16 protein-coding genes are annotated in these 11,979 nt (G+C 29.5%); 11 read left to right on the plus strand and 5 right to left on the minus strand.

Features of this window, described 5'->3' with window-relative positions; all coding sequences use genetic code 11:
• Positions 1–40: 40 nt before the first annotated feature.
• Genes ELQ10_RS02725 through ELQ10_RS02755 form a run of 7 tightly spaced genes read left to right on the plus strand, consistent with a single transcriptional unit; the run spans position 41 to position 5,223 of the window.
• Positions 41–1,183 carry a pyridoxal phosphate-dependent aminotransferase family protein gene (locus ELQ10_RS02725; RefSeq protein WP_002892872.1) on the plus strand — a complete coding sequence of 381 codons (1,143 nt, stop codon included), beginning with the start codon at positions 41–43 and terminating at the stop codon, positions 1,181–1,183.
• A complete protein-coding gene (locus ELQ10_RS02730; RefSeq protein WP_133401565.1) occupies positions 1,180–1,791 on the plus strand; it encodes a pimeloyl-ACP methyl esterase BioG family protein in 612 nt (203 codons plus the stop codon). The genes ELQ10_RS02725 and ELQ10_RS02730 overlap by 4 nt, the downstream gene beginning before the upstream one ends.
• Positions 1,788–2,474 carry a malonyl-ACP O-methyltransferase BioC gene (bioC, locus tag ELQ10_RS02735; protein ID WP_070305080.1) on the plus strand — a complete coding sequence of 229 codons (687 nt, stop codon included), beginning with the start codon at positions 1,788–1,790 and terminating at the stop codon, positions 2,472–2,474. Before ELQ10_RS02730 ends, bioC begins: the two co-directional genes overlap by 4 nt.
• Positions 2,475–2,524: 50 nt before the next feature.
• Entirely contained in the window at positions 2,525–3,274 is a 750-nt protein-coding gene (gene modA, locus ELQ10_RS02740) for a molybdate ABC transporter substrate-binding protein (protein WP_133401566.1), read from the plus strand.
• On the plus strand, positions 3,271–3,672 hold the full coding sequence (locus ELQ10_RS02745) for a molybdenum-pterin-binding protein (RefSeq protein ID WP_133401567.1): 402 nt from the start codon (positions 3,271–3,273) through the stop codon (positions 3,670–3,672). Before modA ends, ELQ10_RS02745 begins: the two co-directional genes overlap by 4 nt.
• Positions 3,665–4,339 carry a molybdate ABC transporter permease subunit gene (modB, locus tag ELQ10_RS02750; RefSeq protein WP_134250167.1) on the plus strand — a complete coding sequence of 225 codons (675 nt, stop codon included), beginning with the start codon at positions 3,665–3,667 and terminating at the stop codon, positions 4,337–4,339. Before ELQ10_RS02745 ends, modB begins: the two co-directional genes overlap by 8 nt.
• On the plus strand, positions 4,336–5,223 hold the full coding sequence (locus ELQ10_RS02755; RefSeq protein ID WP_134250168.1) for a sulfate/molybdate ABC transporter ATP-binding protein: 888 nt from the start codon (positions 4,336–4,338) through the stop codon (positions 5,221–5,223). Before modB ends, ELQ10_RS02755 begins: the two co-directional genes overlap by 4 nt.
• Here the strand turns inward: ELQ10_RS02755 and ELQ10_RS02760 are convergent.
• On the minus strand, positions 5,212–5,439 hold the full coding sequence (locus ELQ10_RS02760; RefSeq protein ID WP_002870726.1) for a helix-turn-helix domain-containing protein: 228 nt from the start codon (positions 5,437–5,439) through the stop codon (positions 5,212–5,214). The two genes, ELQ10_RS02755 and ELQ10_RS02760, sit on opposite strands and share 12 nt — an antisense overlap.
• Positions 5,440–5,565: 126 nt before the next feature.
• On the opposite strand from ELQ10_RS02760, the gene ELQ10_RS02765 reads away from it, so the two are divergent.
• Both ELQ10_RS02765 and traT read left to right on the plus strand, forming a co-directional pair.
• Positions 5,566–6,078 (plus strand): hypothetical protein, encoded by a 513-nt coding sequence (locus tag ELQ10_RS02765; protein ID WP_002861080.1) that lies wholly within the window; start codon positions 5,566–5,568, stop codon positions 6,076–6,078.
• A 9-nt stretch (positions 6,079–6,087) separates the two neighbouring features.
• On the plus strand, positions 6,088–6,864 hold the full coding sequence (gene traT / locus ELQ10_RS02770; protein ID WP_002861079.1) for a complement resistance protein TraT: 777 nt from the start codon (positions 6,088–6,090) through the stop codon (positions 6,862–6,864).
• Here the strand turns inward: traT and ELQ10_RS02775 are convergent.
• The 4 genes from ELQ10_RS02775 to surE are packed head-to-tail and all read right to left on the minus strand — an operon-like array spanning position 6,861 to position 9,466.
• Positions 6,861–7,610 carry an OXA-184 family class D beta-lactamase OXA-449 gene (locus ELQ10_RS02775; RefSeq protein ID WP_002893358.1) on the minus strand — a complete coding sequence of 250 codons (750 nt, stop codon included), beginning with the start codon at positions 7,608–7,610 and terminating at the stop codon, positions 6,861–6,863. The two genes, traT and ELQ10_RS02775, sit on opposite strands and share 4 nt — an antisense overlap.
• The gene (locus tag ELQ10_RS02780) at positions 7,607–8,056 is read right to left on the minus strand and encodes a GNAT family N-acetyltransferase (RefSeq protein WP_002893360.1); all 450 of its coding nucleotides are present in this window, start codon (positions 8,054–8,056) and stop codon (positions 7,607–7,609) included. The genes ELQ10_RS02775 and ELQ10_RS02780 overlap by 4 nt, the downstream gene beginning before the upstream one ends.
• Positions 8,040–8,696: a ThiF family adenylyltransferase gene (locus ELQ10_RS02785; RefSeq protein ID WP_002876872.1), complete on the minus strand. Its 657-nt coding sequence runs from the start codon at positions 8,694–8,696 to the stop codon at positions 8,040–8,042. The genes ELQ10_RS02780 and ELQ10_RS02785 overlap by 17 nt, the downstream gene beginning before the upstream one ends.
• Entirely contained in the window at positions 8,693–9,466 is a 774-nt protein-coding gene (gene surE, locus ELQ10_RS02790; RefSeq protein ID WP_052834185.1) for a 5'/3'-nucleotidase SurE, read from the minus strand. Before surE ends, ELQ10_RS02785 begins: the two co-directional genes overlap by 4 nt.
• A 179-nt stretch (positions 9,467–9,645) precedes the next feature.
• Here surE and ELQ10_RS02795 point away from each other — a divergent pair, with 179 nt between their 5' ends.
• Both ELQ10_RS02795 and peb3 read left to right on the plus strand, forming a co-directional pair.
• Complete coding sequence (locus ELQ10_RS02795; RefSeq protein WP_243833025.1) at positions 9,646–10,899, plus strand: MFS transporter; 1,254 nt, start codon at positions 9,646–9,648, stop codon at positions 10,897–10,899.
• A 258-nt stretch (positions 10,900–11,157) separates the two neighbouring features.
• Entirely contained in the window at positions 11,158–11,910 is a 753-nt protein-coding gene (gene peb3, locus ELQ10_RS02805) for an AcfC family glycoprotein adhesin PEB3 (RefSeq protein ID WP_044305756.1), read from the plus strand.
• The last annotated feature ends 69 nt before the right edge of the window (positions 11,911–11,979 follow it).

Here is an 11,979-nt window from a genome sequence, read left to right on the forward strand (position 1 = left end):
GCAAAATAATACTTTAAATTTTTAAATTTACAGGAAAAAAATGAAGCTTGAAAAAATTTTGCAAGATCTAGAGCAAAATCATAATCTAAGAACTCTAACGCCTTTAAAACATGAAAATAAATTTGTTTATAAGCAAGATCAAAAACTTTTAAATTTGGCAGGAAATGATTATCTTTATTTGGCGTCTTCTAAAGAGTTAAAAGCTGAGTTTTTAAACACCCTAAAAGAACAAGATTTGTTTTTTTCAAGTTCGAGTTCAAGAAGTTTGAGTGGAAATTTTGAAATTTATGAAGAATTAGAAAGTTTTTTAAAGACTAAATTTAAAGATAAGCAAATTTTGCATTTTAATAGTGGCTATCATTTAAATATTTCTTGTATAGCAGCACTTTCTAGCGTTTCTAAGACGCTTTTTTTAGCTGATAAATTTATTCATGCGAGTATGATTGATGGCTTAAAACTTGGTGGGGCTGATTTTTTTCGTTTTCATCACAAAAATATGAATCATTTAGAGAGTTTGATCCAAAAACATTATGAAAATTATGAAAATATCATCGTTTTAAGCGAAGCTTTGTTTAGTATGGATGGAGATTTTAGCGATTTTAAAACTTTGTGTGAGCTTAAAAAGCGTTATGATAAAATCAAGCTTTATATAGACGAAGCACACAGCGTGGGTTGTTTTGATGAAGAGGGTTTGGGGCTTGTTAAAAAACTAGCCTTGGAAAATGAAGTGGATTTTTTGGTTTTTACCTTTGGAAAAGCCATTGCTTCCATGGGTGCTTGTATAATATGTGATGAAAAATATAAAAAATTTTTCATCAACAAAGCTAGAGCTTTTATTTATTCTACAGCTTTACCACCTATTAGTGTAGCTTGGACACAATTTATTTTTAAAAAAATGCCTTATTTTAAGAAAGAAAGAGAAAAATTAGAACTTTTAAGTACTTTTTTTAAAAGTAAATTGCAAGAAAAAAATCACACTGTTTTAGGTGATGCTTATATTATTTGCTTGCTTTTAGGTGAAAATAAAAAAGCCTTAGAAATTTCACAAAAACTTCAAAAAGCTGGATTTTTTGCTCCTGCGATTAAAGAACCTACCGTGCCAAAGAATACAGCCAGAATTCGTTTTTCTTTGCACGCAGGACTTAATACAGAGGAACTTGAAAGGATAATAGAGCTTTTATGAAATATGAATTTTTATGCAAAAATCCTGATTCAAAAAAACTTATAGTGGTATTTGGAGGGTTTGCTTCACATCCTAGCCATTTTTTGCATTTAAAAAGCGATAAAAATGTGATTTTATTTTATGATTATGAAAATTTTGATTTAAATTTTGATTTCAAAGCTTTTGATGAGCTTTTTTTAATCGCTTTTTCTATGGGAGTTTGTGTGGCAAATAGACTTTTAAAAGAGCTTAATTTTAAACAAAAAATAGCCATAAATGGCACAAATTTAGGCATAGATAAATCAAAAGGAATTCATCCTACAATTTTTAAAAAAACCCTGCAAAATTTTAAATTAGAACATTTTAAAGAGACTTTATTTAAAAAATGCAAAAGCTTAACCAAAGATTTTATTTTTAAAGATGAAAAAGCTTTGAAAATAGAGCTTGAAAAACTTTTTGACTTTGCTTTAACAAAACAAGAAGAAAATTTGCTTTGGGATAAGGTTTATTCAAGCAAAGAAGATGAAATTTTTCCACCAAATGCTTTAAAAAATGCTTTTTCAAAACTTATTTTTTTAGATGAACCGCATTTTGCTTTTTTTCATTTTAAAACTTGGGATGAGCTTTGAATTTTTTAAAAGCAAAAGATTATGAAAAACATGCAAAAGTGCAAGATTTCATGGGTTTAAAACTTTGTGAAATTTTAAAAGATTTAAAAATTTCACATTTTGAAAAAGTGTTTGAATTTGGTTGTGGTAGGGGTGAATTTAGTAAAAAACTTCAAAATTTCATTACCTTTGACGAGTATGTTAAAAATGATATTTTAGATTTTAAAGAAAATTCTAATATTTTAATTTTTGATATGAATGAAATTGCAAAACAGGATTTAAGTAAAGAGAAATTTGATCTTATCGTTTCAAATGCAACTTTGCAATGGCTTGATTTAAAACGCATTTTACCAAGTCTTAGGGATATGCTAAATCAAAATGGAATTTTACTTCTTTCTACTTTTGCAGAACAAAATTTAAAAGAAATCAAACAAAGCACAGGTTTTGGTTTAAATTATTTTAGCTTAAATGAATTAGAGCAAAATTTTAAAGTCTATTTTAATGAAGTAAAAATTACTCAAGAACTCATAAAATTAAGCTTTGATAATGCTTTAGATGTTTTTAGACATTTAAAATTAAGCGGGGTAAATTCTTTAGGTTTTTATCCTTTAAATAAAGGTTTTTTAAAAGAATTTGAAGAAAAATTTCAAAACAAACTCACTTATCATCCTGTATTTATTTTATGCAAAAATGATATAAAATGAATTTTTTGTGTTATAATCCAAAAATTAAATTTTTACACAAGGAAAACTAAATGAAAAAGTTTATAGTATTTTTTGGGATTTTGTTTTTTGTTTCGTGTTTAAATGCGCAAAATTTAAGCATTTTTGTAGCTTCTTCAGCTTCAAAGGCGATGAGTGAAGTTAAAGATGAGTTTTTGAAAACACATCCAGAAGATAAAATAGAATTGGTTTTTGGTGCTTCTGGAAAATATTATGAGCTTTTAAAACAAGGAAGAGAATTTGATCTCTTTTTTTCAGCGGATACTAAATATGCTAAGGCTATTTATGATGATAAAAATGCTTTAATAAAGCCAAAAGTTTATGTTTTAGGAGTTTTGGCTTTGTATAGTTTGGATGAAAATTTACTCCAAGGAGGCATTGAAAATTTAAAAGAAAAGGCAGGTAAAATCACGCATCTAAGCATAGCCAATCCTAAAGTAGCTCCTTATGGAGTAGCGGCTAAAGAAGTGCTTGAAAATTTGGATTTAAATGAGCTTCTTAAGGATAAAATCGTTTTAGGCGAAAATATCTCAGTGCCTGTTTTACATGTAGATAGTAAAAATGCAGATATAGCTATAGTGGCTTATTCTTTAGTTTCTCCTATCAATCATCCTAAGGGTAAAACAAGTATTATTAATCCAAAGCATTTTAGCCCTTTAGAACAAAGTTATGTCATCACAAAATACGCTAAGGATAAAAAATTGGCCTTTGAATTTAGCGAATTTATTGGCTCTTCAAAAGCAAAAGAAATTTTTAAAAAATACGGATTTAGCACACCATGAACCTTATAAAAGGACAAATTTGTGAGCTTTTAAATCAAGAAGATATAGTTATTGTTAAAATACTTTCTAAAGAAGTGATTTTTAGTGTTTTAATGCTTGAATTAAAATCTTTAGAAAATTTAAAAATTGGCGCGAGTGTAGAACTTCTTTTTAAAGAGCATGAGCTTTGTTTTAGCACAAGTAAAACTCTTTTAAGTGTTGAAAATTCTTTTTTAGCTAAAATTACAAAAATTAAAAAAGGCGAACTTTTGTATCAGGTATTTTTTGATTTTAAAGGTAGTGAACTTTCTAGTATTATCACTAAAGAAAAAGCTTTAGAACTTGAACTTTGTGAAAATCAAGAATGGCTTTGTTTTGTAAAAGCAAATGATATTGTATTAAGGAGTCATAGTGCTTGATCCAGCTTTTTTACAAACCCTTTATCTTACTTTTAAACTTGCTTTTATCACAACTTTTATTCTTTTTTTTATCGGTGTATTTTTAGCTTATTTGTTAAGTTTTGTGCGTTTTCCTTTTAAAACAATCCTTCAAAGCTTTATTTCTTTGCCTTTGATTTTACCTCCTAGTGTTTTGGGATTTTATTTGCTTGTAACTTTTTCGGCTAATAGTTTTTTAGGGCAAGTTTTAAAAGAATATTTTAATCTTTCTTTGGTTTTTAGTTTTGAAGGTCTTGTTTTTGCTTCTTTGATTTTTTCTTTGCCTTTTATGGTAAATCCTTTGCAAAGTGCCTTTTCATCGATCAATCCAAATTTGCTCGATGCTTCTTATAGTTTAGGTAAAGGTAAAATTCATACTCTTTTTAGAGTGATTTTGCCTAATTCTAAAGCAGGAATTTTTAGTGCTTGTGCGATGAGTTTTGCCCATACTGTGGGTGAATTTGGAGTCGTGATGATGATAGGAGGACATAAACAAGGTGAAACCTTAGTGGCTAGTATAGCTATTTATGATGAACTTGAAATCTTAAACTATAACTTAGCCCATCAATATGCTTTTATATTGTTTATTTTTTCTTTTTTAGTGCTTTTTAGTCTTTATTTTGTCAATAAAAAAATGAGTTTTCAATGATAAAAATTAATATCAATCATCCTATGAATACTGCTAAAGGAAGGCTGAATTTAAATTTTAAAAAAGATATAGAATCAGGAAAAATTACTGCACTTTTTGGCGAAAGCGGAGCAGGAAAAACCACTCTTTTAAAAATCATAGCAGGGCTTATAAAGCCTAAATTGGGGTGTATAGAAGTAGATAATGAACTTTGGTTTGATTCTTCAAAAAATTTTAGTTTAGCTTTGCAAAAAAGAAAAATTGGTTTTGTTTTTCAAGATTATGCACTTTTTCCAAATATGAATGTAAAAGAAAATATCGCCTATGCCGCTAGTTCTAAAGCAAAGGTTAGTGAGCTTTTAGCCTTAATGGATCTTGAAAATTTAGCTAAAATTTATCCTAAACATTTAAGTGGAGGGCAAGCGCAAAGAGTAGCCTTAGCAAGAGCCTTAGCAAGGGAGCCAAAAATTTTGCTTTTAGATGAGCCTTTGAGCGCTTTGGATTTTAAAATGCGCGCCAATTTACAAGATGAATTGGCTAAAATTTTAGAGTATTTTAAGATAAGTACTTTATTGGTAAGTCATGATTTAGCTGAAATTTATAAGTTAAGTCATAGGATTTTAGAGCTTAAAAATGGAAAAATCATTAAGGATTTTCCTAAAAATGAATTTTTTACTCATTCAAGTATTAGTGCAAAATTGCGTTTGAGTGCAACTTTGTTAGAAATTAAAAAAAGTGATATTTTAGTGGTTTTAACCTTGCTTTTAAATCAAGACATTATTAAAATTACTCTTAGTGAAGAGGAATTTTTAAAAGCTTATCAAGATATAAAAATAGGCGACACTCTCATACTTTCAGTAAAAGCTTTTAATCCTATTATTGTTGGAAAAAATTTAAGGCATTAAGTCTTTGATGTCTATACCAAATTCTTTAGAAATTTGATAAAGATGAGCAAGATTATAATTTGCTCCATGTTTTCTAGTTTCTATTTTTGCAATATAATTTGGTGATTTATGTCCTAAAATACTAGCAAGCATTAGCTGAGATATTTTTCGCTTTTTTCTTTCTTTTTTAACTTTTTCTACAATTTTATTAAAAAAAATATCTAATTCTTGTTCCAATTTGAATACCTAAATTGTTATTTTTAGAATGATAAAAAAGCAAGTGTAAAATAACAAACACTTATAAGTGTTTGTTAAGCTTTAAGTCTTTATAATTGATTTTTCATTTTTAAAAAGGAGTTAATTGTGAAAAAAATATTTTTATTTTGTATTTTTTACACTACTGTTATATTTGCAAATCCCATGCCTTTTGGCTTAGAACTTGGTAAAGCTAATTTCGATGAAGTTGTAAAAAAATATCCGAACTTTTCAAATGCTGGTACTAGTATTTACACAGGGGGTAAGATTATTGAAGTAAGTTCAAGTGATTTTGAGCTTGAGGGTTTAAAAGATAAAGTTCTTTTTATTTTTGATAAAGAAAATAGATTAACACTAGTGCAATTAAAATTTCATAAAGATCGTTTTAATGATATTTTATCTTCGCTTTCAAAATATAAAATTATCAAAAAAGAAGTACCTTATGTAGGTAATCGTTATGTAAAATTACAGGATGGAGATTGTAAAATAGAACTTGAATCACCTCATTTAAGTTTTGAGATGTATTTAACTTATAAAACTAATCAATTTGAAAAACTTTATAAAGACTATATCAAAAAAGAAGAACAAGAACGCAAAAATAAACAAAATTCTATACTTTAAGGAGAAATCATGAAAAAATCAATTTTTAAAATCACATTAAGTAGTGTTTTGGCAGCTAGTTTGCTCACAGGTTGTTTAACAACTACTTTACAAACTAATGCAACAATGAGTCAAAGTATTTTTCTTGATCCTGTGGCTAAGGAAAAAAGAATTGTATTTTTAAATATCAAAAATACAAGCGGACATGATGTAAATTTAGAACCTAAATTAAGAAGTGCTTTGGAAGCTAAAGGATATAAAGTTATAGATGATCCTGATAAAGCAAATTATATTTTAAGTACTAATATTTTATATTGTGATAAAAAACAAGAAAATAATGCTGTAGGCGGTGCTGTTGCAGGAGGTGCTACGGGTGTGGCAGTTAGTGGCTATAATGGCGGTGGTGCAGGAGGTATGGTTGCTGCAGGTGCTGCAGGTGCTTTAGTAGGAGGACTTTTAGGAAAACTTACCGAAGATACAATTTGGCAAATGCAAGTAGATATTAATATCAAGCAAAAAGCTGATGGTAAAGTTTTAACTTCTAGTGGTAATGTTAGCGGACAAGCTAGTGTAAGAGATTCCCAAAGCTCAGGCTTTTTAAATAGCTTTGGCGGAAATGTTCGCAGTGATAAAGTAGGACATTTAAATTCAAATCAAATCAATAATACACAACAAACTTATGAAGGCAAATATATAGAAAAAAATACTATTATTTTTGCAGAAGCTGTGAAAACAGGACTTAAACTTCCTGAAGCTACGCCTATTTTAGAAGATAAAATTGCAAATCAGATTGCAGGATTATTTTAATTTGTTATGATTGCTAGATATTTTTCTAGCAATTCTTCTCTTATTTTAATATTTTTAATGTGCTTTATATCAACATTTAAAGCAAAAGATAAAATTTTGTTTTTAGTCTTTACGAATCCAACAATCCAAGCTAAATTTATATTATCATTAAAACCTGTTTTGGCATAAATTTTTTGTATTTTATTTTCTTTAAAAAGAAGAAGTTTTTTAACTTCTTCTTGACTTTTCTTGGAAAAAGGTAAAGAATTTTGTGAAAGTTTAAAAAGTAAATCAGCTTGATTTTTTGCAGAAATTTGCAAAGAATTATCCAGCCAAAAGGTATCGATTTTTGAAATTTTTGCATTTCCATAAGAAAGTTTATTTAAGCTTTCTTGCATGGTTTTAAGTCCTATTTTTCTTGCTAATTCTTTAAAAGCAGGCACTTGAGAGCGTTTTATGGCTGAGCTTAAACTAGCATCTTGTTTCCAAGAGGGCAAAAATACTTTTTCGCCCTTATAATGATAAAAAATTTCCTTTGTATCTTTAACTACACCATTATCAAGCGCAATTAAAGCATTAAAAATTTTAAAAGTTGAAGCAGGAGAAAAGGTTTGTTTTGCTCTTTGAAAATCATTACTTGCATAATTTTTTCCATCAAAGATTATAAAAATCCCACTTGTATTATAATCTTTAAAAAAATCTTCTAATATTTTATCTTGTCCAAAGGCAAAATTTAAAATCCATAAAAACAAGATGATTTTTTTCATAAATTTCCCTTTTTCATTAAAAAGTTTTTTAAAATTTGCCCTTCTTTTGAAACTTCATTTTCTCTAATAACCTCAAAGCCATTTTTTAAAAAGAAGGGTTTTGCGCTTAAAGAAGCAAAAACATAAAGTTCTTTGTAAGAGTATTTTTTTAACACAAAATCAAGCAACTCTTTAGCCAAACCAAGTCTTGTAAATTTAGGGTGAGTAAAAAGCAAATCAAGCATTTTCTCATCTTCTTTTAAACTTATAAAACTTGCAATTTCTCCTTGTTTTTCATAGATATAAATAAAATCTTTTATGAATTTTTCTTCCCATTTTTTCTTATCTATCTTAATCCAAGCTTTGATTTGATCTTGAGTGTATTCTTTAACGCAAAGCTTACTCACACTTTCTTTGAAAAGTTTTACACAAGGGTTTAAATCTTGAAATTTAGCTCTTCTTATCAAGTATTTTTCTCATTGCTAAACTTGCTAAAGCCAAGCCAAAAGAAGCCGTTACACCCATAAAAGAACCCAAATCTTTACAATGTGCTTCTTCATCAGAAAAAACTACATCAAAATTTCCCTTAAAGCCTGATTTTCTAAGCTCATAACGAAATTTTTTCGCTAAAGCATCGCCGTGAGTTTTAAAAATACTTGTAGTTTTAATGCGTGTTGGATCAAGCTTTCTAGCTCCACCTGTTGAAGAGATAAAAATTTGTTTTTTAAAATCTATAAGATGAGCCAAAGCTACTTTTGCAGGGATATCATCAATGGCATCTATGATAAGATCAAACTCGCTTAAATCAAAATTTTTTAAAAAATCTTCATCGATTTTACTAACTATACCTTTAGCCTTATAAATTCTTTCAAATACTTTAGCCTTTTCTTCGCCTATATTTTCGCTATGAATTTGGCGATTTTGATTAGTGATTTCAAATTTATCCGCATCGATTAAAGTAAGGTTTTTAAAACCACTACGATAAAGCGCATCAACGCAAATTCCACCCACTCCACCAAGTCCGCAAACCAAAACTTTTGTTTGTGAAATTTTTTGAAATTTTTCTTCTCCAACGAGCCATTTTATACGCGTAAATCTATCATTCATTCTTTTGCCTTTAACCATTTTTTAACTTTTTTCATTTTTTCATAAGCTGTAAGATCTAGCATTATAGGGGTTATTGTAGCGTAACCTTTTTTAAGTAAGGCAATGTCGCTATTTTTCTCATCTTCAAAGTCTAAATTCGCTGCTGCAAGCCAATAGTACTCAACTCCTCGTGGATTGACATTTGAGTGGGCTTCAAAATTATAAACCCTTTTGCCCGCTTTACAAATTTTAATGCCTTTGATTTTTGATTTTGCAGGAAAATTGATATTTAAAAATTCTTTTTTTTCCAAAGGAAAACCTTTATCAAAAATGTTTTGAATGATTTTTTTGGTAATTTTTAAAGCATTTTTATAGTCTAGTTCTTTTTCACTTTTTTTATAAAATTGAGAAAGAGCGATAGCGGGAATTCCTTGTAAAACCGCCTCCATAGCTCCTGCACAAGTTCCTGAGTAGGTAATGTCTTCGCCTACATTTGCTCCTTTGTTAATCCCACTGATTACAAGATCAGGCAAGCGTGTTTTATAAAGTGCGTGAAGTGCAAGATAAACACAATCTGCTGGAGTGCCATCATCAAGTTTGTAAAATCTTTTTCCTACTTTAACAAAACGCAAAGGTTTGGTTAGGGTTATGGAGTGTGAACAAGCTGATTTTTCACTAGCAGGAGCTACTATGGTAATCTTGGCTTTAAATTCTTTTTTTAACATCTTAATGAGTTTTTTAAGTCCTTCGCTTTCATAGCCATCGTCATTAGTGATAAGAATTTCTTTCATTGCTTTTCCTTGCAAAAGATAAAATTTGGATTTTAACATATTTTTTTAAAGCTTCATAGTATAAAAATTTTAATTTTAAATTATATAAATTTCGTATTATTTTTAATTATTTTTTTATTTTATATCGATTAATATTATTTAAACTATAAAAATATAAAGTTAGTAAGGAGGGTTTAAATATGTTTGATTTTTTCAAACCTAAGGCAAAAGCTATGAAATTTCCTAAAGAGGAAATTTTACCTAGATATTACAAAATGAGAACTTGGAGTTTAAGTGGGGTTTTTATAGGATATATGGGATATTATCTTGTGCGAAATAATATCACTCTTTCAACTCCATTTATACAAAATCAACTTGATCTCAGTAAATCAGACATCGGAACAATCACAGGCTCAATGCTTATAGCTTACGGGATTAGCAAGGGTGCAATGAGCGTTATAAGCGACAAAGCTGATCCTAAAAAATACATGGCTTTAGGTCTTATTTTATGTGCTCTTGTAAATGTTTTACTTGGTTTTTCAAATTCTTTTTACGCTTATGTAGGTTTTGTTATCGCGCTTGGGGTTTTTCAAGGTATGGGGGTAGGTCCTTCTTTTATCACTCTTGCAAACTGGTATCCCAAAAAAGAGCGGGGAATTTACACGGCCGTTTGGAATATCTCACATAATATAGGAGGAGGGATAGTTGCTCCTATAGTTTCGCTTTCAGGTTTTGCTTTAGCAGCATTATTGGGTGTGAGTATGGCAGATTTTAACGAAACATATTGGCACATGAATCATTTTTATGCTCCTGCTGCTTGTGCAGTTATCATTAGTCTTTATGTGCTTTATGCGGTTAAAGGAAGTCCTAAAAATGAAGGTTTGGTTGATATTACTGAAATCAATGAAATGCGAGGGATTAAAACAGAAGAAATCAAAGCTATAGAAACTCCAAATTTAAGCAGTTTTGAAATTTTTTATCGTTATGTGCTTAAAAACAAAAATGCTTGGTATGTGGCTTGGATGGATACTTTTGTTTATATGGTGCGTTTTGGGCTTATTTCTTGGCTTCCTATTTACTTGCTAGAAACAAAAGGCTTTAATAAAGAACAAATGGGTATTGCCTTTTGGCTTTTTGAATGGGCTGCCATACCTTCTACTTTACTTGCAGGATATATTTCAGATAAAATTTTTAAAGGCTATAGAATGCCTCCTGCTATAGGCGCCATGGTGATTATTTTCTTTATGATTATTGGATATTTTACTTCAAATAATCTTTATATGGTTATTTTCTTTGCAGCTATGGCGGGGTGTTTAGTCTATATACCACAATTTTTAGCAAGTGTGCAAACTATGGAAGTCGTTCCTGCTTTTGCAGTAGGATCTTGTGTAGGACTTCGTGGCTTTATGAGTTATGTAGTCGGCGCTTCACTTGGAACAAAAGCTATAGGTTGAGCTGTGGATTACTATGGTAGTTGGAATGCTGGTCTTATCATGCTCCTTAGTGCTTGTATTCTTTGTATACTTTGTTCTACTTTATGTCATTTTAGCGCTAAAAAGAAGTATCAATAACAATTTTAACTTTTGCTTGCAAAAATACCAAGCAAAAGTTAGATTTTAATAATATTTTTGTTACATTATAACTATTTATTAACATATAATTTCTAAAATCTTACCTTCAATCAATAAAAATTTATCATAAAAGGAAATACTATGAAAAAAATTATTACTTTATTTGGTGCATGTGCCTTGGCTTTTAGTATGGCAAATGCAGATGTAAATCTTTATGGACCAGGTGGCCCACACACGGCCTTAAAAGATATAGCAAACAAATATAGCGAAAAAACAGGCGTTAAAGTAAATGTAAATTTTGGCCCTCAAGCGACTTGGTTTGAAAAGGCTAAAAAAGATGCAGATATTTTATTTGGCGCTTCAGATCAATCGGCTTTAGCTATAGCAAGTGATTTTAGAAAAGATTTTAATGTGAGTAAAATCAAGCCTTTGTATTTTAGAGAAGCCATCATACTTACTCAAAAAGGCAATCCTTTAAAAATCAAAGGTTTAAAAGATTTGGCTAATAAAAAAGTAAGAATTGTTGTACCTGAAGGTGCTGGAAAGAGCAATACTTCTGGAACTGGAGTTTGGGAAGATATGATAGGTAGAACTCAAGATATAAAAACCATACAAAATTTTAGAAACAATATCGTAGCTTTTGTTCCAAATAGTGGAAGTGCAAGAAAGCTTTTCGCACAAGATCAAGCCGATGCTTGGATCACTTGGATTGACTGGTCAAAAAGCAATCCTGACATAGGAACTGCCGTAGCTATAGAAAAAGACTTGGTTGTTTATAGAACTTTTAATGTGGTAGCCAAAGAAGGTGCGAGCAAAGAAACACAAGATTTTATTGCTTATTTAAGTTCTAAGGAAGCTAAAGAAATTTTTAAAAAATACGGCTGGAGAGAATAAATCTTCATACACGCTTTTTAGCGTGTATTCTTGCATAACTTCTTTTAATTAAGCCAAAATAAGATAAAA

Origin of the sequence: Campylobacter sp. US42a (assembly GCF_004379055.1) — a bacterium.
Classification (GTDB): Bacteria; Campylobacterota; Campylobacteria; order Campylobacterales; family Campylobacteraceae; genus Campylobacter_D; species Campylobacter_D jejuni.

What these genes read in the sequence shown, in the direction of transcription:
- peb3 (WP_044305756.1), top strand. Translation starts at nt 11,158, where the DNA reads ATGAAAAAAATTATTACTTTATTTGGTGCATGTGCCTTGGCTTTTAGT.
- surE (WP_052834185.1), bottom strand. Translation starts at nt 9,466, where the DNA reads ATGAAAGAAATTCTTATCACTAATGACGATGGCTATGAAAGCGAAGGA.
- ELQ10_RS02795 (WP_243833025.1), top strand. Translation starts at nt 9,646, where the DNA reads ATGTTTGATTTTTTCAAACCTAAGGCAAAAGCTATGAAATTTCCTAAA.
- traT (WP_002861079.1), top strand. Translation starts at nt 6,088, where the DNA reads ATGAAAAAATCAATTTTTAAAATCACATTAAGTAGTGTTTTGGCAGCT.
- ELQ10_RS02775 (WP_002893358.1), bottom strand. Translation starts at nt 7,610, where the DNA reads ATGAAAAAAATCATCTTGTTTTTATGGATTTTAAATTTTGCCTTTGGA.
- ELQ10_RS02745 (WP_133401567.1), top strand. Translation starts at nt 3,271, where the DNA reads ATGAACCTTATAAAAGGACAAATTTGTGAGCTTTTAAATCAAGAAGAT.
- ELQ10_RS02730 (WP_133401565.1), top strand. Translation starts at nt 1,180, where the DNA reads ATGAAATATGAATTTTTATGCAAAAATCCTGATTCAAAAAAACTTATA.
- ELQ10_RS02725 (WP_002892872.1), top strand. Translation starts at nt 41, where the DNA reads ATGAAGCTTGAAAAAATTTTGCAAGATCTAGAGCAAAATCATAATCTA.
- ELQ10_RS02785 (WP_002876872.1), bottom strand. Translation starts at nt 8,696, where the DNA reads ATGAATGATAGATTTACGCGTATAAAATGGCTCGTTGGAGAAGAAAAA.
- modA (WP_133401566.1), top strand. Translation starts at nt 2,525, where the DNA reads ATGAAAAAGTTTATAGTATTTTTTGGGATTTTGTTTTTTGTTTCGTGT.
- ELQ10_RS02755 (WP_134250168.1), top strand. Translation starts at nt 4,336, where the DNA reads ATGATAAAAATTAATATCAATCATCCTATGAATACTGCTAAAGGAAGG.